Raw genomic sequence first — 22632 nt, forward strand, 5'->3', positions numbered from 1 at the left:
TCAGTCCGCGACTTCCGTGACGCGATCTAGCGCGCCGTATACCCGCCGTCGATCGGCAACGACACGCCGCTGATCATCGACGCCGCATCGCTCAGCAAAAACAGGATCGGTTCGACGACCTCCTCCGGCTCCGCGAACCGGCCGAGCGGAATCGCGGCCAGCATCGGCGCCCGCTTTTCCGGTTCGCTCCACGCGAACTGCGCCATCGGCGTGAGCGTGACGGTGGGGTTCACGCTGTTCACACGAATGCCGTGCGGCCCGAGTTCGATGCACAGCACGCGCGTGATCGCGTCCATCGCCGCCTTCGACGCGCAATAGCTCAAATGCGCGGGCAGCCCGACGAGCGCGGCCTGGCTCGACACGTTGACGATGCTGCCCCGTGCGTGCGCCGCGCCGCGTCCGTCGCGCTCGATCATCCTGCGCGCCACGGCCCGCGCGACGAGCGCCGCGCCGCGCGCATTGACGGCCATCACACGATCGAACTGCGCGGCGCCGACCTCGAGCGCCGGTTCGAGCGACGCGATCCCCGCGCAATTGACGAGGCCGTCGAACGCCTCGTACGCGGCGAGTGCGGCATCGATCGATTGCTCGTCACCGCCGACGTCCAGGCGCAACGTATCGCACGCAATCTCGCCGGCGAGCGTGTCGAGCGCGACCATGTCGCGCCCCGCCGCGACGACGCGCGCGCCCGCTTGCGCCAGCGCGACCGCGCAGGCGCGGCCGATTCCGCTCGACGCGCCCGTGACGAGCACCGTTGCCCCGCTGAAATCGAATCGTGTGTTCATGATGAGGTGCCCAGCCTGTGCATGATCGGCTTGAGTGCCGGATACAACGCCGTATAGAGCGAAAAACGCGCGTCGTACGTGTTCGCACGCTCGGCATCGGGCCGTGCGCGCTCGACGAGCGTGACCCAGCCGCCCTGCGCGTCATCGTCCGACACGAGCCCTGCGCCGACGCCCGCAAGCAGCGCGGCGCCCATCGCGGCTTCGACGTCCTGCTCGATCGTCCACACCGGAAAACCCGTCACGTCCGCGATGATCTGCATCCACAGCGCCGAATGCGCGGCGCCGCCGACGACGATCAACCGATCGTCCAGCGCCGCCGCGCCCCGGCGGCCGGCCTCGATGTTGTGGCGCAACGCGAACGCGACGCCTTCGAGCACCGCTCGATAAAGATGCGCACGCGTGTGCGCGAGACTCAGCCCGACGAACGCGCCGCTCGCCTTCGCATCCCATACCGGGCTGCGCTCGCCCATCAGATACGGCAGGAACAGCACGCCGTCGGCGCCGGCCGGCACACGCCCGGCCGCCTCCTCGAGCAGCACGTGCGGATCGCCGTGCGGCAGCAGGCGCGCCGCGTCGGTTTCCGCGTGGCAGAACTGGTCGCGAAACCACGCGACGGATGCGCCGGCCGCGATCGCACCGCCGAACACGTACAGGTCGCGCTGCCCGTTGAACACGTGCGGCATGCTGACGAGGCCGTGCCGCGCATCGACGTGCCGGTTCACGTAGCCCCAGCACATGCTGGTGCCGATCATCGCGACGTGCTGCCCGGTGCGCGTCGCGCCGGCGGCGAAGGTCGCCACGGCCGCATCGACGCCGCCCGCGACGACCGGCGTGCCGGCCGGCAGCCCGAGTTGCGCGGTCCATTGCGACAGCAGGCCGCCGACGACGTCCGTCGAATCGACCAGCCGCTCGGGCATCATCGTCGCCGGAATGCCGAGCATGTCGAGCGCGTCGTCGGACCACTCGCGGCGCGCGACGTCGTACACGCCGCCGATATTGCCGGCCGAACTGTGATCGACCGCGACTTCACCGGTCAGCAGGTAGATCACATACGCGTTCGGCGGCAGGAAATAGCGCACGTTCGCCCACACGTCCGGCCGCTGGTCGCGCAGCCACAGCATCTTGGTGAAGCCGTAGTAGCTGTCGACGCCGTTGCCGGTGATCACGCGCAGCCGCTCGACGTTCACGTGTTCGTCGACCCAGTCGACTTGCGCGGTCGCGCGCCGGTCCATCCAGATCAGGCACGGATGCAGCGGCCGCATGTCGCTGTCGACCGGGATGCCCGAGCCGCCGTACAGGCTGCTCACGCACACCGCCCGGATCGCGTCGGCCGGCACGCCCTGCGCGCGCGCGTCGCTCACGCAGCCGCCGATGCAGTCGAGCACCGCGTCGAACCACACGTGCGGCCACTGCTCGGCCCACAGCGGGCGCGGCGTATCGGGCTGGTAGCCGGCCGAGCGCCGCGCGACGATCGTGCCGTGCCGGTCGACCAGCAGCGCCTTGGTGCTCTGCGTGCCGATGTCGACGCCTATGACGTATTCCATGATGTCTCCGGTGAGGCGCACGCCGGCCGTCAGCGGGCCGGCTTCAGCAGCACCTTGATCGATTCGGGCGATTTCGCGACGCGGATCGCGTCGTCCCAGTCCTCGAGCGCGAAACCGTGCGTGACGATGCCTTTCGACGTGACGAGCCCGCGCGCGAGCAGGTCGATCGCGACCGGATAGCAGTATGGCCCGAGGTGCGCGCCGCGTACGTCGAGCTCCTTGCGGTCGCCGATGATCGACCAGTCGACGGTCGCATCCTCGCCGAACACGCTGAACTCGACGAAGCGGCCGAGCTTGCGGATCAGGTCGAGCCCCTGGTTCACGCCGACCGGCGCGCCGGTCGTCTCGATGTACACGTCGCAGCCATAGCCGTCGGTGAGCGCGCGGACGATCTCGCGCGCGTCGTCGCGCTTCGGGTTGATCGTCACGTCGGCGCCATACTGCCGCGCGAGCTCGAGCCGTTCGTCGATCAGGTCGATCACGACGAGCTTCTTCGGCGTCTTCAGGTGCGCGACCTGCGTCATCATCAGCCCGAGCGGGCCCGCGCCCGCGATCACGACGACGTCGTCGAGCTGCACGTCGCCGCGGTTCACCGTATGGATCGCGCACGACAGCGGCTCGATGATCGCGGCATCCTCGAGCGATACGCCGAGCGGAATCCTGTGGACGATCGCGGTCGGCGGAATGCGCATGTACTCGGCCATCCCGCCGTCGGCCACCTCGCGCTGAAAGCCGAAGATGTTGTGCACTTCGCACATCCAGTACTGGCCCGACTTGCAATAGCGGCACTTGCCGCACGGCACGATCTGCTCGGCGATCACGCGGTCGCCCAGCGCGACGCCGAAATGCTCGGCCGCGCCGTCGCCGAGCGCTTCGACGTAGCCGAAGAATTCATGGCCGGGAATCACCGGCGCCTTCACCCACGGGCTGGGGCCGCCCCAGAACATCTTGGCGCCGGTGTAGCACTTGCAGTCGCTCGCGCAGATCCCGCACGCGGCGATGCGGATCACGAGCTCGTTCGCGCCGGGATTCGGCTTCGCGACCTGTTCGACGCGATAGTCCTCGGGGCCGTGGCAGACGACCGCGGTCATGCGCGGCTGGGCTTCGGGTGTCGTCATGAGTTGTCTCTTTCCTGAGTGATTCGGATAACCGATGATTTTTTCATTACCGCGATCGTTCGCGGCTGATGTAGATCGCGAGCAGGATGATTCCGCCCTTGATCACGTTCTGCACATACGGGTTCACGCCGATCATGTTGAGCCCGTTGTTGAGCACGCCGAGCAGCAGCGCGCCGACCAGCGTGCCGAGGATCGCGCCGCGCCCGCCGGAGATCGACGTGCCGCCCATCACGACCGCCGCGATCGCGTCGAGCTCGAAGCCCACCCCCGCGTTCGGCTGCCCGCTCATCAGGCGCCCGGTCAGCACGATCGCGGCGAGCGCCGACGTGACGCCGGCCAGCGTGTAGACGATCAGTTTCACGCGCGCGACCCGCACGCCGGTGAGCCGCGTCGCCTGCTCGTTGCCGCCGATCGCATACACGTAGCGGCCGAACGGCATCCGGTCGAGCAGCAGCCATGCGATCGCGTAGACCACCAGCATGATCAGCACCGGCGCCTGGATGCCGAGCACCTTGCCGCTGCCGAAGAACGCGACCCAGTCGGGCAGCCCGTCGATCGGATAGCCGCCCGTGTAGATCAGCGCGAGGCCGCGCGCGATGCCCATCGTCGCGAGCGTGACGATGATCGGCGGCATTCCCGCGAACGCGACGAACACGCCGTTCAGGAAGCCGAAGCCGAGGCCGACCGCGATGCCGATCGCCAGCGCGGCGACCGCGTTGACGCCCGCGACCATCAGCCCGGCCGCGAGCGTGCCCGACAGCGCCATCACCGAGCCGACCGACAGGTCGATCCCGCCCGTCAGGATCACGCAGGTCATGCCAACCGCGATGATCGCGTTGATCGACACCTGGCGCAGCACGTTCTCGAGGTTCGCGGCGGACAGGAAGCTCGGGCTCGCGATCATCATCGCGATGCACACGACGATCAGGCCGACGAGCGGATAGAACAGCGTCGAGCGGCGCAGCTGCGCCCACATCGCGCGCGGCGGCGGCGCGTCGCCGGCCGTGGCCGCGAGCGTCGTGGAAGGCGTGGAAGAAGAGTCAGGCAGGTTCATGGATCGCTCCTCGCGTGCCGGCCGTGGCATAGGTCATGACCGTGTCGGGATCGATCTCGTCGCCGGCGAGCGTCGCCTCGATGCGGCCCTGCCGGAACACGGCGACGCGATCGCACATGCCGACGATTTCCGGCAACTCGGACGAGATCATGATGATGGCGTAGCCGCGCGCGGTGAGTTCGCGCATCAGCCCGTAGATTTCGGCTTTCGCGCCGACGTCGATGCCGCGCGTCGGCTCGTCGAAGATCAGCACCGACGTGTGATGGTTCAGCCAGCGCGCGATCACGACCTTCTGCTGGTTGCCGCCGGACAGCGTCGCGACCTCGGTGTGGATCGACGGCGCCTTCACGCCGACGCGCCGCATCACGTCGTGCGTGGTGCGCGCCTCGCCGCGCCGGTCGATCAGCCAGCGCATCGACCGGTACTTGCCGAGGTTGTTCAGCGAGATGTTGTCGCGAATCGAGAACGACGTGACGAGCCCTTCCGTCTTGCGGCTTTCCGGCAGGATGCCGATGCCCGCGCGCAGCGCGTCGGCCGGATCGGCGAGCTTCGCCGCCGTGCCGCGTACGCGCAACTCCTTGCGATGCGCACGCGTCGCGCCGATCACCGCGAGCGCGGTTTCCGTGCGGCCCGAGCCGACCAGGCCGGCAAAGCCGAGGATCTCGCCGGCCCGCAGCGCGAAGCGGTTCACCGGGCCGTCGCGCTCGATCTGCAGCGCGTCGACCTCGAGCACGGCCGGCGCGTCGGCCGCAAGCGCCGGCTTCGGCGGAAAGCTGCTTTCGATCCGGCGGCCGACCATCATCCGCACCAGTTGCTCGACGTCGGTGCGCGCGACCTCGGTCGTCGCGACGTACTGGCCGTCACGCAGCACCGTGATGCGGTCGCACACCGCGAAGATCTCGTCGAGGTGATGCGAGATGAAGATCATCGCGACGCCCTGCCGCTTCAGCTCGCGCATGATCGCGAACAGGTGTTCGGCCTCGGCCGGCGTCAGCGTGGCGGTCGGTTCGTCGAGGATCAGGATGCGCGCGTCGAGCGACAGCGCCTTGCCGATCTCGACGAACTGCTGCTGCGCGACCGACAGCGTGCGGATCGGCGCGTCGAGATCGATCGCCACGCCCAGGCGCGCGAAGATGGCCGCGGCCGCCGCGCGCATCCGCTTGCGGTCGCGCGCGCCCCAGCGGTTGCGCAGCTCGCGGCCGAGGAACAGGTTGTCGACGGCATCGAGGTGCGGAATCAGGCTGAATTCCTGGAATACGATGCCGACGCCGGCCGCGACCGCGTCGTGATAGTCCGCGAAATGGCGCGCGGCGCCGTCGATCTCGATCGTGCCGGCATCCGGCTGGTGGATGCCGCACAGGATCTTCATCAGCGTCGACTTGCCCGCGCCGTTCTCGCCGAGCAGCGCATGGATCTCGCCGCGCGCGATCTCCAGATCGATGTCGGACAGCGCCTTCACGCCAGGAAAGCTTTTCGTGATATGGCTGAGCCTGAGTATCGTGTCCATCGGCTTCTCCGTGCGAAGGGCGTCGGCCGCGCCGCCGCCCTTCGCGTCGCGTCGCACGTCGTTCACCAGCTGAAACCCTTCGCGTTGCCGCGATCGACGACCTTCACGTCGACGGGAATCGCCTTCGGCACCGTCGCGCCCCACTTGCGCGCAATCGCGATGCCGAGCGCGATGCGCACCTGGTCGGCCGGAAACTGCGCGGTCGTCTCGATGAACTTCGAGTTCGGCTTCTGGATCGCGGCGATCGCCTCGGGCGCGCCGTCGACGCTCGTCAGCTTGATGTCCTTGCCGGAGCCCTCGATCGCGGCGAGCGCGCCCATCGAGCCGCCGTCGTTCACGCTGAAGAGGCCCTTCAGGTTCGGATGCGCGGAGATCATGTTCTCGGTGACCGACAGCGCGGTCGCACGCTCCTGCTTGCCGTTCTGCGTGTCGACGAGCTTCACGTTCGGAAATTTCGCGAGCCCGGCCTTGCAGCCGCGCACGCGCTCGAGAATCGGCACGACCGGAATGCCGTCGAGGATCGCGACCTCGCCGCTGCCGCCGATCGCCTTCGCGAGGTATTCGCACGACATCACGCCCGCGTCGTAATTCTTCGAGCCGACGAACGAATCGACCGGGCCGTTCGCGTTCGCATCGACCGCCACGACGACCGCGCCGGCCTTCTTCGCCTGCGTGATCGCCGACTGGATGCCGGTCGAATCGGTCGGGTTCACGAGCAGGATGTCGATCTTCTTCTGCAGCATGTCCTCGACGTCGCTCACCTGCTTGCTGACGTCGTGATGCGCGTCGGTGACGACGACCTGCGCGCCGATCGATGCGGCCGCGTCGTTCAGCGCCTTCTGCATCGTCACGAAATACGGGTTGTTCAGTTCCTGGAACGTCATGCCGATCCGCAGCGGCGCGGCATGCGCGGCGGCGGGCAACAGGGCCGCGACGGCGAGCGCGGCAACGGCCGCCAGGCGGGCGGCGCGACGGGGGGATGAAGCGGGCGATGCGTGCGTCATGACGGTGTCTCCTGAATTGTGTGCAGCTTTTTCGTGGGTGAATGCGCCCCTCGCGACGTGAACGGCGCGATCGGCGGGGTGAAACGGTTAGGAAAACTCAGGCGGGCAACGGCCCGGCGATCATCCGGGCTGCGGCACGAGCTCCGGGGCGCCGGGCGTCAGCACGCGCGGCGGCAGCGGATTGCCGGTCGGCGCCGCATGCAGCGCCAGCTCGCGGCTGCGCGCGTTCAGGCGCTGCAGCGCGCGGAATTCGGACGGCGCCATCCCCTTCACCGCGCGGAACTGGCGGTTGAAGTTCGACACGTTGTTGAAGCCGGCCTGGAAGCAGATATCGGTGATGCTCGCGTCGTCGGCGAGCAGCATCTGGCACGCGGATTCGATCCGCAGACGATTCACGTACTGGACGAACGGCATGCCGGTGTGGCGATGGAACGCGCGCGAGAACGCGCTGACGCTCTGCCCGGTCAGTTGCGCGAGATCGGATTCGCGCAGCTCGGACGCGAGGTTCTTGCCGATATACGACAGCGCATGACTGAGCCGCGTCGGCGTGACATCGGCCTGGTCGTACGCGGGGCTCGCGAGCAGCGTGCGTTCGGCCGCGCCGCACAGCCGTTCGAGGATCGTCATGAACAGCGCGATGCGGCGCATCCCGCGCGCGGTCAGCAACGCATCGAACAGCGGGGCGATCGCGGCGCTCGTCGCCGCGTCGAAGCCGACCCCGCGCCGCGCATCGTCGAGCAGCGCCTGCGCGTCGCGGCATTCGGGGAACGCGTCCATGCAGCGGCGCACGAACGACGGATCGAACTGGATCACGAGATTGCGGCGCTCGACGGTTTCGCCTTCGGCCATGTCGCTGACCCAGTTGTGCGGCAGGTTCGGACCGAGCAGCACGAGATGGCCGGGGCCGAACGAGCCGATGTGATCGCCGACGAAATACTTGCCGTGCGTCGCGACGATCAGGTGCAGCTCGAATTCGGGATGGAAATGCCAGCGGATCGTGCGATACGGATAGCCATGCGACCAGACCTTGAACGACTCGTCGCGTCGCACTTCGACCACTTCGAGATCGGGGTGCATCATGTTGGCGTCTCCATTCCCATGGTTCGCTGGCCGGCCTGTTCGGCGGTGCGCGCATCGCCGCGTGTCTCGCGCGGCGATGCGACCGGTCGCATGGGAAGCAATGTAGGTCGATCGAGCGCGCGGCTCCACCAACTTTACGCCTGATTTCCGATACTTTTTTGCGCAATCTGGCCATAAACGGTGCCAGACGGCAAATTTGTTGCAGCGCGGAACGGCGCGGACGGCCGCCCGCGCCGGCTTACGCCGCCGCGTGCTCGCGCGCCGTGCGCACCTCGTACGTCTTCAGGTGGTTGTACGCGATCCGCAGCAGCGACAGCGTATCGGCCGACTGCGGGTCGCGCCGCGCGAGCAGGTCGCCGATCACGTGATCGGCTTCGACGCGCGCGTGGTTCTCGACGTCGCGCAGCATCGACGCGGTCAGCGGCGACGGCGTCAGCACCATCCGCTGCATCCGCTCGCTGGCCGCCGGGTCGGGCCGGTGGCCGTTGTATTCGGCGATCGCGCTGCATTCCGCGAGCATCGTTTCGAGCAGGCGGCGGCCGTCCGGCGCGGCGAGAATGTCGCCGATCGACCCGCGAAACAGCGACGTGCTCGCGGCGAGCGTCGCGAGGAACACCCACTTCTCCCACATCCGCGCGGCGATGTCGTCGCTGAGCGTGGCATCGAAGCCCGCGCCGCCGAGCACGTCGGCCACCGCGCGTACGCGCGGCGATTCGCCGCCGGCCAGCTCGCCGAACGACACGCCGTGCGTGTCGTTCAGGTGCACGATGCGCTGCTCGCGATCGAGCGTCGCCGCGATCACGCACAACCCGCCGAGCACCTGCGCGGCGCCGAAGCGCTCGCGCAGCACGTCGAGGTGGCGCATCCCGTTGAGCATCGGCAGGATCAGCGTCTGCGGCCCGACGAACGGCGCGAACGACGCAATCGCGTCGTCGAGGCTGTACGCCTTGCAGCTCAGCAGCACGAGGTCGAACGGCGCGACGCCCGCGCCCGCGTCGCCCGCGCGCACGGTCTGCACGTTCGCAAGCGTCAGGTCGCCGCGCGGGCTGCGGATCAGCAAGCCATCGCGGGCGAGCGCCGCGGCGCGGCCGTCGCGCACCAGGAACGTCACGTCGCGCCCCGCCGCGGCCAGCCGGCCGCCGAAGTATCCGCCGACCGCGCCGGCCCCTACCACCAGAATCCGCATCGTTGCCTCCTTTCGGTTTGGTTCGGCGTCGCGCCGCCGCCCGTGCGGGCGCGGCGCGCACGCCATCGCCCGACAGTATAGCGGCCGCTGTTATGCATATGCATAGATGCCCGCGCTTGCGTCCTGGGCATGCGGAAATGGCCGCCTCTAAGGGATTTCCCGTCTACGGCGACACGCATGGCGCGCCGTCAAGAGACTTATCCCGTCACGCCGACCCGGCGAGCTTCCACGACTGACCGACCTCCTACCATGCGCACTCTCTCCCTGAATCAGAAACTCGCCTCGATGATCGTCATCCTGTGGCTCGGCCTGCTCGTGATCGCCGGGCTGGGCGCATGGCAGACCCGTACCTCGATGATCGCGGATCGCCGCGATCAGCTCGCGTCGCTGGTCGCGCAGGCCGCGAGCGTGACCGATCACTACTACAAGCTGTCGCAGCAGAACGCGCTGCCGGAAGCCGAAGCGAAACAGAAGGCGCTCGAGGCGATCGCCGCGATGCGCTACGGTGCAGACGGCTATATCTCGATCAACGATTCGAAGCCGGTGATCGTGATGCATCCGATCAAGTCCGATCTCAACGGCAAGGACGTGTCGAATTTCACCGATCCGAACGGCCAGCACCTGTTCGTCGAGATCGTGAAGGCCGGCAACGCGGAAGGCGGCAAGGGTTTCGTCGAATATCTGTGGCCGAAGCCTGGCGCGGACAAGCCGCAGGACAAGACCAGCGCCGTGCAACGCTTCGCGCCGTGGGACTGGTATCTCGTGACCGGCATGTACATGAACGACGTGCGCTCGGCGGTGCTCGCGAGCGTCGGCCGCTGGCTGGCGATGACGGCCGTGCTCGGTGCAATCGCGACCGCCGTGATGGTGCTGGTGCTGAAAAGCGTGCGCGCGAACCTCGGCGGCGAGCTCGAAGTGGCGCTCGACGCCGCGCAGCGCATCGCGCAGGGCGACCTGACCGCGCGCGTGACCGTGAAGCACGACGATCGCGGCAGCCTGCTGCATGCGCTGCATACGATGCAGGGCGGGCTGATCGACATGGTGTCGCGTGTCCGGATGGGCACCGAGAACATCAACGTCGGCGCGAGCGAGATCGCCTCCGGCAACACGGACCTGTCGCAGCGCACCGAGGAACAGGCGGCCGCGCTCGTGCAGACCGCATCGAGCATGGATGAAATGACCGCGAACGTGAAGCAGAACGCGGACAGCGCCGCGCAGGCCGCGTCGCTCGCCGGCCAGGCCGCGCAGGTCGCGACGCGCGGCAGCGCGGTGGTCGACGACGTCGTGCGCACGATGAACGAGATCACCGACCGCTCGCACAAGATCGGCGACATCATCGGCGTGATCGACGGGATCGCGTTCCAGACCAACATCCTCGCGCTGAACGCGGCCGTCGAAGCGGCGCGCGCGGGCGAACAGGGCCGCGGCTTCGCGGTGGTCGCGGCCGAAGTGCGCTCGCTCGCGCAACGCTCGGCGACGGCGGCCAAGGAGATCAAGTCGCTGATCGTATCGTCGAACGAGACGGTCCAGCACGGCGCGACGCTCGTCACGCATGCAGGCGAGACGATGGCCGAGATCGTGCAGTCGGTGCGGCGCGTGAACGAAATCCTCGACGAAATCAGCCACGCGTCCCGCGAGCAAAGCGCCGGGATCGAGCAGGTCAACCGCGCGGTGGGCGAGATGGACCAGGTCACGCAACAGAACGCGGCGCTCGTCGAACAGGCCGCGGCAGCCGCGCATTCGCTGCGCGATCAGGCCGAGGCGCTGCGCGACGCGGTGACGCGGTTCGCGTTGCCGGCCTGACGGCGCCCCGCCCGGGCCCCTCACGCCGCGCTGCCCGCCCGCAGCGCGGCCTCCCCGCTCCCGAGCCCCAGCCCCGCCGCGCGCTGAATCAGCTCGACGTCGTTGTTCGCGCCGAGCTTCTTCATCGCGCTGATCTTCTGCGCGCTGACCGTCTGCTTGCCCTTGCTCAGGCGCTGTGCGATCGTCTTGATCGGCACGCCCGACAGGTACAGTCGAATCACCTCGATCTCGCGCGCCGACAGCTTCACGGGCGGGTCGCCGCGCGTGCCGAGCGCATCGACCGCGCGCCGGACGGACGGCGACAGATAGGCGCCGCCGCTGTAACTCGAATGGATCGCCGTGACGATGTGGCCGACCTCGTCGAGCTTGCTGACGACGCTCACGTGGCCAATCCCCAGGATCGAGCGGAAGATCAGCGGATTCTCGTTGGCGACCAGCGCGACGATCCCGACGTTCGGCCGCATGCGGCGCAGCCAGTCGAACAGCGCGAGGCCGTCCATCTGCTCGTCGCCGGGAATCGCATAGTCGACCAGCACGACGTCGCAGTCGACGCCGCCGAGCGACGCGACCAGTTCGGCCGCGCTCCGGTAGACCGCGACGAGCTCGATCGCGCAGGTGCTGCCTGCGATCTGCTCGATGCCGGCCAGCGTCAACGGCCAGTCGTACGCGACGACGATGCGAACATTGAATTTCCTCATGCGCAGTTCCTGGTAATTCACCGGCCGCGCCACGCGAAAGGCGTCGGCCGGTTGGGCGTTGAAAGGACGTTCAGGCTACTTTTAGCCTGAACGTCGATTCTATGAACGTACGCAAGGACGCGATATCGGACGGCGTACGAATTGGCCGCCGCAGACGTAATACGGGTTTGATATTTGCACCGGTCCGACGCCCGGCGGCCGGCGGTCGATTGCAGCGGCATCGGCCCGACGGCCAGGGTCGCGCGCCGCGCGGCCGGTCAGCAGGTAAAATTGCGCGTTTGCATGCCACCCCGGCCCGCCGGCGGCGAGCGACGCGCCGCTGCCGGCCGCGCGCCCCGCCCGTTCGCCGGCTTGCCCGTACCGCCCGCTTTCCTCATGACCGATTCCGACCTGCAATCCGACGACACCTCCATCCACGAAGACGGCCTCTGGCGCGACAACGGCTGGACGGCCCGCATCATCAAGAACGAAGACGACGACGGCTGGGCCGTCGAGATGGTCAAGGACGGCGAGTCCGAGCCCGCGCTCGTCGGGCCGTGGACCATGGGCCGCGACAAGAAGAACCCGAAGCCGATGGACGCGAACGCGTTCCGCACGCTCGTGAAAACCGCGACCGAAGTGCTGATGCGGCACGAACAGCAGCGGCGCGCGCTGCTGCACAAGGAAGTGACGGTGCAGGACGAAGCCGGGCAGGATGTGTCGGTGACGCTCGACATCGTGCCGGACGAGTTCGAGCCGTATGCACAGCTCAAGGCATTCGATCCGTATGGCGAGCTGCTGGCCGACGCGAAGGTGTCGGCCGGGTTCAAGCTCAACAAGGCCAGCGCCGAACGCTGGGTCGCCTCGGGCTTCGATCGGCCTGCCTGAGCCCGCACGGCGCGCCGAAGCGCGATCAGGCGCCGGCGCCGCGCTCCGCGCGCGCGAGCCGGCGTGCGGCCAGCTTGCGCCGCACGAGCTGCTCGAACTGCTGCGTCGCGACCTCCGGGTCGCGCGCGGCGAGGCCCAGCAGGTTGCGCGCGAGCTGGATCGGCGTCAGCACGATGCCCCACGGCAGCCCCCACCAGCCGAGCGTGGCCGATGCGAGCAGCGCGAGCGCCTGCTTCCTGCGCCCGCAGCGGCGGCAGCACACGTGGCGCCGCGTGGCCCAGCGCGTGACGAACAGGAGCGACACGACGCGATGCGACGCGTGAACGTCGACCGGCCGCCCTTCTCGCAGGCAGATCGGGCATGGCCCGTAGCGCCAGTCGTCGACGTACTGCCGGACCTTCGCGTCGGGCACCCGTTCGGCCTCGACGACGACCGGATGCGCGTGCGCGCATGCCAGGCCGCAATAGCGGCGCCCGTCGATCGACTGCCCGCCGAGCAGGAACGTCCTGCCGCAGTGACTGCACTCTGCCACGATGACCTCGGATGAACGTGATGCGCCGCGTGCCGGTCGCGCGCACCTCGATGCGCGCGTGCCGGCCGGGCCATTTCATGTTTTAACGGCCGCCGCCGCGACGTCTTGAGCGGTCGCGCGCCATGGCGCGTCAGCTGTGCAGCCCGTGCGCGATCATCAGACGGTACAGCGTCGCGCGCGAGATGCCGAGCTCCGCCGCGACGTCCGCATGCTGGTGGCGGTGACGCAGCAGCGTTTCCTCGATCGCGTGCCGCTCGGCCTGCCGGCGCGCCTGCGCGAGCGTCGGCGGCCGCAGCGACGTGTACGGACGCAATTCGAGATCGGCGGCCGAGATCAGCGGGCCGTTCGTCATCACGACCGCGAAGCGGATCCGGTTGATCAGCTCGCGCACGTTGCCGGGCCACGGATAGTTGTGGATCGCCTCGATCGCGCACGGCGTGAAGCCGCGAATCCGGTACGAGCCGTCGTCGCGATAGCGCCGCAGCACGTCGTCGGCGAGCAGCATGATGTCGCGGCCGCGCATGCGCAGCGGCGGCTCGTCGATCCGCAGCACGCACAGGCGGTAATACAGGTCGGCGCGGAATCGCCCGGCCTGCATCGCGGCCTCGAGATCGACGTGGGTCGCCGACACGATCCGCACGTCGACCGGAATCGACGCATGCCCGCCGAGCCGCTCGATCTTGCCTTCCTGCAGGAACCGCAGCAGGCTCGCCTGGCTCTCGAACGGCATGTCGCCGATTTCGTCGAGAAACAGCGTGCCGCCGTGCGCGGCCTCGATGCGGCCGATCTTGCGCTGGTGCGCGCCGGTGAACGCGCCGCGCTCGTGGCCGAACAGTTCGGCCTGCAGCAGCGTCGTCGGGATGGCCGCGCAGTTCACGGCGACGAACGGTGCATCGGCACGCGACGACTGCCGGTGGATCGCCGCCGCCGTCAGCTCCTTGCCGGTGCCGGATTCGCCGGCGATGAACACGCTCGCGTCGGTGTTCGCGACCTTGCGGATCGTCGCGAACAGCCGGCGCATCGCGCCGCACGCGCCGATCATCGCGCCGTCGGGCGGCGCGGCCTCCGCGGCCGGGTCGCCGTCCGCGAGCTCGAGCATCCCGTATGCATGGCCGACGAGATAGCCGATCGTCGTGTAGGCCGCCGCATTGCGCACGTAGTCGAAGCAGCAATGGCGGATCAGCCGCGCGATCGTGATGTTGCGCAGCCGCTCGCCGTCGGCGAGCGCGACCCAGCCGACGCGCGGGTCACGCAGCAGCGTCTCGAACGACGCGACGTCAGGCGACGCGAAGCTGCCGAAATCGACGATGCCCGCATGCGGACGGTTCGCCTTGACGAGATTCAGCGCGTCCGCGACGGTTTTGGCGCGCCACACTTCCCAGCCGCGCGCCGCGAGCACGTCGACGAGCGCGGCATCGTGCTGCTGCGACAGGTAGACGAGCGGCCGCGACGGCGCGACATGATTGCGCCGGACCGCGAGGAACGGCAGCGTGCTCACCTCCCGTTCGACATCCTCCGCGCCCGACATGCTGAGCTGACAGCAATGGTTCACGATTGCCTCGCCGCATAAGGTTGTGTGTCGGAGCGGCCGTTGCCCGATCGCGCGCGGCGGGGCCCGTGGTCCCGCGGCGCGGCGCCGCTCCGTCCTCGAATCGATGTCGCGTCATCCGATGCGTCAGCGGCAGAACACGACGCGCTGCGTGTAGATCTGCGGCTCGATGACGGGTTTCGCCGATCCGTTGAGATCGTCGCGATAGGCGCGGTAGGTCTTGCCGTTTACCGTCACGTCCGACGCGCGGGCCGTCTCGATCTTGTCGAGCCCGGTATGCCGCCATTCGTTCACCCGGTCCGCCGCGGTGACGCTCGACTCGCCCGCGATCTTCTGCGTGATCGCGCTGCCGTCGCTCCACGGCTGCGTCTGCATGTCCTCGGTGTGCTGCATCGCGCCGACCGTCTTGCCGGTCGACTTCGGCCCGGTCTGCGCGTCGAACGGCGCGCCGCGGCCGTACACCGGCGATTGCCACGACGGCGCGTGACCGGCTTCCGGCACCATGTAGACCATCTGCGGGTCGCCGATCATCATCATCGGCGCGCATGCCGTGTTGTCGGGACGGCCGAGCGTCGACAGCGCCTGCTGGACGCTCGCGGCGTTCGCGAGGGTCTGCTCGCTCAGGATGACGAAGACCGCGGGATTCTGGAAAACCGACTGCGCAGCGGCCTGCACGCTGGCCAGCAACAAAGCGACCAAAAAGATCCTCATGATTGAGGCCTCCTTGCATCCTCGTCACGCAAAAAGAGGTGTTGACCTCGGGGATGGGCACAACACCCGTCAAACCGGAAAAGACGGTCGGGCATCGGGCCGAACGCCTGCCGTGCGACCCGCGCTCCGGTCGCACGGCAAACCGGCCCGCATGCTCACGACGAGGTACTCGTCGAGATGACGGTCGGCGCCGGCGCGACCGGTGCTGCCGGTGCGGCCTGCTGGTCGACCGTGGCGGGTGGCAACGCTTGCGCCGGATCGGTCAGCGCCGGCGTGCCGGCGGCGGCTTGTGCAGCCGCCGTGCCAGCGGCTTCGACCGCGTCCGGCACTTTCGCGTCGGCGGCCGGCAGGTCGGCGGGCGCCGCGGCAACGGCAGGCTGCGCGGGTTCCGGTGCTGGCGCTTCGGCGGCTGCCTGCGGCGCGGGCTCGGCAGCCTTCGCGTCGGCGGCCGGTGCCGCGACGACGGCTGCCGCCGGCATCGGTTCGGCCACCGGCTCACCCGCGGCTTGCGCGGCGTCGGTCGCGGCGGGCATCGGCTCCGGGGCCTTGTCGGCGACCGGCGGGACCTGCTCCGGCGCCTGGTCGGCCACGGCCGGCGCGGGCTCGGGCGCCTTGTCCGCGACCGGCTGCGCGGGCTCCGGCGCCTTCGTATCGGCGACCGGTGCGGCGGGCGCGGGCGATCCCTTGTCTGCCACTGCCGGCGCGGCGATGACGGCTGCCGCCGGCACGGCGGCCATTGCGGCCGCCGGTACCACCGACGCCGCGGGTGCCGCGGCGACGGCAGGCGCGGCAGCAGCAGCCGGTGCCGCGACCGCCGGAACTGCGGCGGCAACCGTCGGCACTGCGACGGCCGGAGCCGCGGCGACCGGCGCCATCACCGGTACCGGCACCGAAACGGGCGCCGCGCGCGTCGACGTCGTCTCGATCGGGCGCGTCGGTGCGGGCGCCGGCGCGGCCGAGCCGAGCGGCGGCAGGCCCATCCGGTCGCGCACGATCGGATCGCGATACTTCACGTCGTCCGCGACGGTCGCTTCGACGCTGGGCGCCACGTTCGAACGCGCGAGCGGCGCGGTCGTGCCCGGGCACAGGTGCCCGGTCGCTTCCACCGCGCGCCGGTTCGCATCGCTCTGGCAGAGCAGCGCGAGCGCCACGTCGGTCAGCCCCATCGCGCGAAATTCACGCGCATCGAGACGCCGCACGCAGGCCTGGTCGACCAGCGTCGTGCCGCCCGTCGCGCCGAACCCCGGGAACGACACGCCGACGCTCACCGAGCCCATGCAGGTATCGGACAGCGTGGTCGTGAGGCCGGGCGCCTGGATCGACGGGTTCGTCTTGATCGTCTGCGTGCCCGAGTAATTGACGTTTTCCGTCGCCTGGGTGTTGTACGGGCTGGTGCCGGGTGCGCCGGCCGCGAGCGCGTTCGTGCTCTGCGGGCTCACGTTGCCGCCGGCCGTGCTGGACGGCAGCGTCACGTTGACGTTCACGCTCGAATTGCCGCTGCCGCGCACACCGCTGGAACTGGTGGCATTGCCGCCGCGCGAGCTGGTCGTATTCGTGTTCATGCTCGAGCCGCCGCCCTGGCTGATGGCCGTCGACGATGTCGACGACTGCGCGCTCGACGTCGAATCGGCGGTTTGTGCCTGTGCACCGATCGTGGTCATCGCGAACATCGCCGCACATGCCACCTTGATCCTGTTGCTGTTCATTTCACTCTCCGGACGAGGTTTGTCCTCCACCCAGGCAACCGTACTAATTCCCCTGAATGCCTTCAGTTTTCGCTGCTTCCCCGAACTGCTTCCAGCCGCTGCCCAGCTGGGACCACGAGCCGGCCGACACGCCCTGCCACTGCTGGGTGTCCGGTCCGCCGATGGCACTGCCCGACGAAAGCGTTTGTTGTTCTGACGGTTTGGTTGTCTGGTCAGGGTTGTTTGACGTCTGCATAGTCGATTGCCCACCATCGGCAGCACGGTCAGCGCCATACGCCGTCAGAGACGCGAGCATCAGAGCGGCGGCAATCAGGTTCTGCTTCATGCCAACTCCTTACGTGACAACAATGCGGAAAAGAGACCAGCGTCGCTGGGAAACTGGTCCCCCCCACACCTGACTAATGACTGCTCCCGGTCGCGCTCGAGTCGCCCTGGCTTCCGCCCGATGCGGACGGCGAACCGGCCGGACCGGTACTCCACACGGTCGACGAGTTGTAGTGATTCGAGCCCGCGATCGCGCCCGATCCGCCACTGCCCGTCCATCCCGCGGCTCCCGCGTTGGCATTGCCGTGGTCGTTCGCGCCCGTGGCCGTGTAGTGGTTCGCGCCGAGTACGATCGTGGCGGTCACCCCTCCCGAAAGCGCATTCGCGTTCTCGTTCGTGCTGCCGTTTCCAGCGAACGAGCCTGCGGCACCGATACCGCCGCCTGCCGCGAACGCGCCCCCGTTCGGGCCCGAACCGCTGGCCGTCGAAGTCGAGTTGTGATAAGCGGACGCCGTGCCGGCGGAGCCGCTGGGCGTCACGGTACTTCCTGCATTCGCGCCGGCCGTCGATGTCGAATTGCTGGTATAGCTGCCGGAGCCGACCAGCACCGAACCGGAAACACCCGCCGCAACGGATTGCGTCTGGTTGGTCGTGGACGATCCGGCCGCCAACGCAGCGGACGAAATGACGGTGAGCGCTGTCGCTAAAATGACTTTGGCTTTCATAGCAATTCCTTGCTGTGAGGAAGTTCGACGGTGGCGGAGCCGGGCCCGCCCTCGCGGGACGAAACCCGGCATCCGTACCGCCAGCCAATGACGAACGCTACGCGTCGCGGCTTAGTGGTGATACGTCCAGCCGATCGAGCCGGCGTTCGCACCGCTGCTGCCGCCCGCTTGTGCGCCGCCGAAGCCGAAGCCGCCGACCGTCGACGTTTGAGTGTGGTTCGTGTACGAGATCGAACCGCTGCTGCCGCCACCGGCCGTTGCGCCGGCTGCGCCGAGTGCCGAGCCCGAATCGGTCGCGGAGAAGTGGCCGAACCCGGCGACCCCTGCCATCGTCTGGCCACCGCTCGACGAGTTGCTGCTCGACACCGTGCCGCTGCCGGCGAACGCTGCACCCGAAACCGCCAGAACTGCTGCTGCAATCAGAAGCTTCTTCATGGTCGACTCCATAACGGCGTGGAGAGAATGAGCATGGAAGATCGCACGCCATCAATCTTCCTGCCTCGAGCAATCCTTAAAAATAAGGATCACTATCTAATAAATAAGCTATTGCTTACTCGTAAATGGCGTTTTTATTTTTGGCCAGACGAAGTCTAGTTTTATGTTTTTAAGTTGTCCAAAATTTCTGAGTAGGTGTTTTCTATTATTTTTATGAACATTAAAATGCTCTCAAAACACCATTGATGAAATTAACCGGAATGGCGAGCACGTCTTTCCGGCCCGCGATTTTCAATACCCCGTCGAAAACCGATGCCGGCACTGGCACCCGTTTCCGGAATTGAAAATCAGCGAATATATTTACAACCGCAAAATTCAGCGCCCGCGCGACGTGCGCCCTTCATCCGGGCGACGACGGGCCTGCATTGCAGCCAGACGACATGTCTGCTCCCTGAGCTGACGAAGAAAGGCCTTCCGGATAACCCGGCCGACGCGCGTTCGATCTAGTCCGGCCGGCGCCGGCACTGACCCGGCGCGATCGAAACGGCTCTGCACGGTTGAAGAGGAATCGGCGCCACGCTGTTCGGCACGAACGGCATGCTCCATCCGGGAACGCTGAATGAAGTCGAGCGCCGCTGTCGCCGGGTTGCCGCGCGCAGCGACAACCGCTCCAGCACGCGGCGCGCGCGGAGGGCAGGAAATCTGCAAGGCGCAACCGGCGACGCTGGCACTGCGTCGCAAGCCACACCCCGATCGTGCCGACTACCCCTGTGGTCCGCCAGAATCGCGCGGATCAAGCCACTGCTTATAGTGTTCATCGCCGCTTCCCCGACTGGCTCGTGACGAACTGGCCGCCCCCACATCGTTGTTGCATCGTGTCGACCGCTCGCCGGTGCGTCCCATGTCGCAAACTGCATGCCACGCGATATTCCACCGCGCATTGCGCGCCGCATGCGACCGCCAGCCCTGACGATTTCACCCGGAACGGCATTTTTTGTTTCAGGAATGTATCGCGATAACGGGATGCACTTGGCAGCGATCATTGAACACTGCGACGTAATGCCGTGATTTGACGGACGAATCCGGCGTGCCGAGGCACCCCGGACGCCCCTGCGAACGGTTGTTTCAAACTTGAGAAGCGGCCGTCGACACCCGGCCCACGGTTCGCGCGTTTCCACTGACAAACCGCGTGTTGCGGCATGCCGGCAACCGTCCATCCCCCCCGGCGGACGGGGATCCCGGCGCTCGATGATCCCCGCCGAACGGCCGCCGATACGACCGGAACACGGGTTCACCCCGAAATACGAAACGAATTTGATTCATCCGTGAAAATACCCACACGATCATCCGGTGAAAAAAGCTTGCCTTCCGGCACGTTGCAGGCGTAATAATTAAAACAAATGTAAACCAGCGATCCCGGCAAAAACGTACGCATCATTTTTTCATTTCCGTTCGATTCACCTTTCATCGCCTGGCCTCGATGAGCAATTCATTGAAGAGACGTTTTCGATCGGTTATCCGCCTAATTCTCATCACCGAAACATGCCGATTAAAAACCGCTTTCACGCCTTCAATGTCTTAAAAGCCTGATTCGACGCGCGTTTCGTCGTATCGAACCGTATCGATCCCGCGATCGCCACGGGCGCTTCCCTGTCCCCACGATTCACGCATGAAACACAAACGCGCGTGCCGAACGGCCATTGCGCGGCCACGCCCGCATCCAGCGGGACTTCGTCATTCATGGCATGCCGATTGCCTGATGTCCGGCTCTCACCGAGCGGCACGCCACGGCACACGACATACAAGCGGCGGCCCCTCGTCAATCAGCGTGTCGGGGAAAAGGCGATGAAGATCACCACCGATCGATCGACGCTTGCGTCGTTCAAGCATCAACGGGGTTGTCAGCGAAACCGGAGCGCCTGTCGCGGCGCTTCGTCGACATCGGTACATGCGGACCGGCGCCCGCCGAAGCGATACCCGTGCAGCGGGATGGAACGGGTGCGCGACGCCGTCGAGTACATCGACGTGTGGTTCCTGGAGATGCTCGACGAAGGAGAAAGCGATGAATGACAGGGTCGCGATCGACACGCGCGCCGGCCGGCGCGTACTGGTGACGGGTGGCGCAGGTTTTCTCGGCAGCTACGTCTGCGAACGGCTCGTCATGGAAGGCGCGTTCGTCACCTGCGTCGACAGCCTGCTGACGGGACGCAGGCTCAACGTCGCCGACCTGAAGGCGTCCGGCCGGTTCGAATTCGTGAAGGGCGACGTGTCGCTCGGCCTGCCGCAGCTGCAGGTGGATGAAATCTGGAATCTCGCGTGCGCGGCCTCCCCGCCCACCTACCAGATCGATCCGGTCCACACGATGATGACGAACGTGCTCGGCATGAACCACTGTCTCGCGCTGGCGCGCCGGACCGGCGCGCGCGTGTTCCAGGCGTCGACCAGCGAGATCTACGGCGACCCCGGCGTCCATCCGCAGATGGAAACCTATCGCGGCAACGTGAACACGATCGGCCCGCGTGCGTGCTACGACGAAGGCAAGCGTGCGGCCGAGGCGCTGTGCTACGACTACTACCGTTCGCACGGCGTCGACGTGCGCGTCGCGCGCATCTTCAATACCTACGGGCCGCGCATGTCGCCGCGCGACGGCCGCGTCGTGTCGAACTTCATCGTCGCCGCGCTCAATGGCGCCGCGCTCGAGATCTACGGCGACGGCCGGCAGACGCGCTCGTTCTGCTTCGTCAGCGACCTGATCGACGGCTTCTTCAGCCTGATGGACGCCCCGCGCAACGTCGGCACACCGGTCAACATCGGCAATCCCGGCGAATTCACGATGATCGAACTTGCGGAGCAAGTCCTCGCGATCACGGGCTCGACCTCGGAGATCGTGTTCCGGCCGCTGCCGATCGACGATCCGCACCAGCGCAAGCCCGACATTTCGGTCGCCGCGACGGAGCTCGGCTGGCGGCCGGCGATCGATCTCGACGAAGGCCTGCGCCGCACGGTCGACTATTTCAGCCGCGAACTGTGGCTCGCGCCGGTGCTGCGCGGGACCGGAGCGGTCGCATGAAAGTGCTCGTGACAGGGGGAGCGGGCTATATCGGCAGCCATACGTGCAAGGCGCTCGCGGAAGCGGGACACGAGCCCGTCGCGTACGACAACCTGTCGACCGGTCATCGCGACGCGGTCCGCTGGGGGCCGCTCGTCGCGGCCGACATCCTCGACCGCGATGCGCTGTCGCACGCGCTCGCCGCGCACCGGCCCGACGTCGTGATCCATTTCGCCGCGCTCGCCTACGTCGGCGAATCGGTGCTCGCGCCCGAGCGCTACTACACGGTCAACGTGACGGGCACCTGCACGCTGCTGAGCGCGATGCGCGCAGCCGGCGTGGGCAGGATCGTGATGTCGTCGTCGTGCGCGACGTACGGCATTCCGGAGGCGCTGCCGATCTCGGAGCGCACGCCGCAGCGGCCGATCAATCCGTACGGCTTCACGAAGTACGCGATGGAGCGGATGGCCGCCGATTTCGAACGCGCGTACGGGCTGAAATGGATCGCGCTGCGCTACTTCAACGCGGCGGGCGCGGACCCCGACGGCGCGATCGGCGAATGCCACGCACCGGAAACGCACGCGCTGCCGCTGGCGATCCGCGCGGCGCTGCGCACCGGCGACGCATTCCGGGTAATGGGCACCGACTACCCGACGCCGGACGGCTCGGCGATTCGCGACTACGTGCACGTGAGCGACCTCGCCGACGCCCACCTGAAGGCAAGCGCCTATCTGTGCGGCGGCGGCCCGAGCGTCGCGCTGAACCTCGGCACCGGAAACGGGACGTCGGTGCTCGCCGCGTTGCGCGCGGTCGAGGCCGTGACGGGCCGCCGCGTGCCGACGGTGCTGGCCGCGCGCCGCCCGGGCGATCCGCCCGCGCTGTACGCCGACGCGACGATGGCCGCGCGGGTGCTCGGCTGGCGGCCCCGCTTCACCGCGATCGAGCCGATGGTCAAACACGCTGCGGCGTGGTTTCAGAAGGAGCGGCAACGCGAATCCAGCAGGTAACGACGCAA

Annotated in this window: 23 protein-coding genes; 5 read left to right on the top strand and 18 right to left on the bottom strand. The window is 67.7% G+C overall.

All coding sequences use genetic code 11. From position 1 onward, the window contains the following. Window positions 1–26: 26 nt before the first annotated feature. From KU887_RS21735 to panE, 8 genes are all read right to left on the bottom strand, one after another. Entirely contained in the window at window positions 27–785 is a 759-nt protein-coding gene (locus KU887_RS21735; RefSeq protein WP_006496171.1) for an SDR family oxidoreductase, read from the bottom strand. Beyond that, a complete protein-coding gene (locus KU887_RS21740) occupies window positions 782–2329 on the bottom strand; it encodes an FGGY-family carbohydrate kinase (RefSeq protein ID WP_006496170.1) in 1548 nt (515 codons plus the stop codon). The genes KU887_RS21735 and KU887_RS21740 overlap by 4 nt, the downstream gene beginning before the upstream one ends. Before the next feature lie 29 nt (window positions 2330–2358). Continuing rightward, entirely contained in the window at window positions 2359–3447 is a 1089-nt protein-coding gene (locus KU887_RS21745; protein WP_006496169.1) for an erythritol/L-threitol dehydrogenase, read from the bottom strand. A 46-nt stretch (window positions 3448–3493) separates the two neighbouring features. Continuing rightward, window positions 3494–4501, bottom strand: a complete 1008-nt coding sequence (locus KU887_RS21750) for an ABC transporter permease (RefSeq protein ID WP_006485854.1) — start codon at window positions 4499–4501, stop codon at window positions 3494–3496. Next, window positions 4488–6065, bottom strand: coding sequence for a sugar ABC transporter ATP-binding protein (locus KU887_RS21755; protein ID WP_375167910.1), 1578 nt, complete (start codon window positions 6063–6065; stop codon window positions 4488–4490). The genes KU887_RS21750 and KU887_RS21755 overlap by 14 nt, the downstream gene beginning before the upstream one ends. A gap of 5 nt (window positions 6066–6070) precedes the next feature. Then, window positions 6071–7012 carry a substrate-binding domain-containing protein gene (locus tag KU887_RS21760; RefSeq protein ID WP_006485848.1) on the bottom strand — a complete coding sequence of 314 codons (942 nt, stop codon included), beginning with the start codon at window positions 7010–7012 and terminating at the stop codon, window positions 6071–6073. A gap of 120 nt (window positions 7013–7132) precedes the next feature. Beyond that, entirely contained in the window at window positions 7133–8092 is a 960-nt protein-coding gene (locus KU887_RS21765; RefSeq protein WP_006485849.1) for an AraC family transcriptional regulator, read from the bottom strand. A 238-nt stretch (window positions 8093–8330) separates the two neighbouring features. Beyond that, on the bottom strand, window positions 8331–9278 hold the full coding sequence (gene panE, locus KU887_RS21770) for a 2-dehydropantoate 2-reductase (RefSeq protein ID WP_253566622.1): 948 nt from the start codon (window positions 9276–9278) through the stop codon (window positions 8331–8333). 249 nt (window positions 9279–9527) lie between these two features. Here panE and KU887_RS21775 point away from each other — a divergent pair, with 249 nt between their 5' ends. Further along, complete coding sequence (locus tag KU887_RS21775; protein WP_077189298.1) at window positions 9528–11081, top strand: methyl-accepting chemotaxis protein; 1554 nt, start codon at window positions 9528–9530, stop codon at window positions 11079–11081. A gap of 20 nt (window positions 11082–11101) precedes the next feature. Here the strand turns inward: KU887_RS21775 and KU887_RS21780 are convergent, their stop codons facing one another. Then, window positions 11102–11779: a response regulator transcription factor gene (locus tag KU887_RS21780; protein ID WP_062885611.1), complete on the bottom strand. Its 678-nt coding sequence runs from the start codon at window positions 11777–11779 to the stop codon at window positions 11102–11104. A gap of 375 nt (window positions 11780–12154) precedes the next feature. Here KU887_RS21780 and KU887_RS21785 point away from each other — a divergent pair, with 375 nt between their 5' ends. Further along, entirely contained in the window at window positions 12155–12646 is a 492-nt protein-coding gene (locus KU887_RS21785; protein WP_011547320.1) for a hypothetical protein, read from the top strand. 25 nt (window positions 12647–12671) lie between these two features. Here KU887_RS21785 and KU887_RS21790 read toward each other — a convergent pair whose 3' ends face one another. From KU887_RS21790 to KU887_RS21830, 9 genes are all read right to left on the bottom strand, one after another. Next, entirely contained in the window at window positions 12672–13178 is a 507-nt protein-coding gene (locus KU887_RS21790; RefSeq protein ID WP_062884851.1) for a hypothetical protein, read from the bottom strand. Between the two features lie 130 nt (window positions 13179–13308). Further along, entirely contained in the window at window positions 13309–14706 is a 1398-nt protein-coding gene (locus KU887_RS21795; RefSeq protein ID WP_112751274.1) for a sigma-54 dependent transcriptional regulator, read from the bottom strand. Between the two features lie 147 nt (window positions 14707–14853). After that, window positions 14854–15438 (bottom strand): hypothetical protein, encoded by a 585-nt coding sequence (locus KU887_RS21800; RefSeq protein WP_006496160.1) that lies wholly within the window; start codon window positions 15436–15438, stop codon window positions 14854–14856. Window positions 15439–15593: 155 nt separating this feature from the next. After that, window positions 15594–17144 (bottom strand): chemotaxis protein CheA, encoded by a 1551-nt coding sequence (locus KU887_RS21805; RefSeq protein WP_200037378.1) that lies wholly within the window; start codon window positions 17142–17144, stop codon window positions 15594–15596. 43 nt (window positions 17145–17187) lie between these two features. Then, window positions 17188–17469: a hypothetical protein gene (locus tag KU887_RS21810; protein WP_006491003.1), complete on the bottom strand. Its 282-nt coding sequence runs from the start codon at window positions 17467–17469 to the stop codon at window positions 17188–17190. Between the two features lie 73 nt (window positions 17470–17542). Further along, window positions 17543–18133 (bottom strand): hypothetical protein, encoded by a 591-nt coding sequence (locus KU887_RS21815; RefSeq protein ID WP_205671849.1) that lies wholly within the window; start codon window positions 18131–18133, stop codon window positions 17543–17545. A gap of 111 nt (window positions 18134–18244) precedes the next feature. Then, window positions 18245–18568, bottom strand: a complete 324-nt coding sequence (locus tag KU887_RS21820) for a hypothetical protein (RefSeq protein WP_006491010.1) — start codon at window positions 18566–18568, stop codon at window positions 18245–18247. Between the two features lie 1291 nt (window positions 18569–19859). After that, window positions 19860–20036: a hypothetical protein gene (locus KU887_RS21825; protein WP_162838545.1), complete on the bottom strand. Its 177-nt coding sequence runs from the start codon at window positions 20034–20036 to the stop codon at window positions 19860–19862. A 94-nt stretch (window positions 20037–20130) separates the two neighbouring features. Next, complete coding sequence (locus KU887_RS21830; protein WP_006491001.1) at window positions 20131–20310, bottom strand: hypothetical protein; 180 nt, start codon at window positions 20308–20310, stop codon at window positions 20131–20133. Between the two features lie 103 nt (window positions 20311–20413). Between KU887_RS21830 and KU887_RS21835 the strand changes: the two genes are divergently transcribed. The 3 genes from KU887_RS21835 to galE are packed head-to-tail and all read left to right on the top strand — an operon-like array spanning window position 20414 to window position 22624. Beyond that, window positions 20414–20638: a hypothetical protein gene (locus KU887_RS21835; RefSeq protein WP_230204603.1), complete on the top strand. Its 225-nt coding sequence runs from the start codon at window positions 20414–20416 to the stop codon at window positions 20636–20638. After that, window positions 20631–21638, top strand: a complete 1008-nt coding sequence (locus KU887_RS21840; protein ID WP_080322488.1) for a UDP-glucuronic acid decarboxylase family protein — start codon at window positions 20631–20633, stop codon at window positions 21636–21638. Before KU887_RS21835 ends, KU887_RS21840 begins: the two co-directional genes overlap by 8 nt. Then, window positions 21635–22624, top strand: a complete 990-nt coding sequence (gene galE / locus KU887_RS21845; protein WP_258258009.1) for a UDP-glucose 4-epimerase GalE — start codon at window positions 21635–21637, stop codon at window positions 22622–22624. Before KU887_RS21840 ends, galE begins: the two co-directional genes overlap by 4 nt. Window positions 22625–22632: the final 8 nt, after the last annotated feature.

It is taken from the genome of Burkholderia sp. EMB26 (assembly GCF_024730645.1).
GTDB lineage: Bacteria > Pseudomonadota > Gammaproteobacteria > Burkholderiales > Burkholderiaceae > Burkholderia > Burkholderia cenocepacia.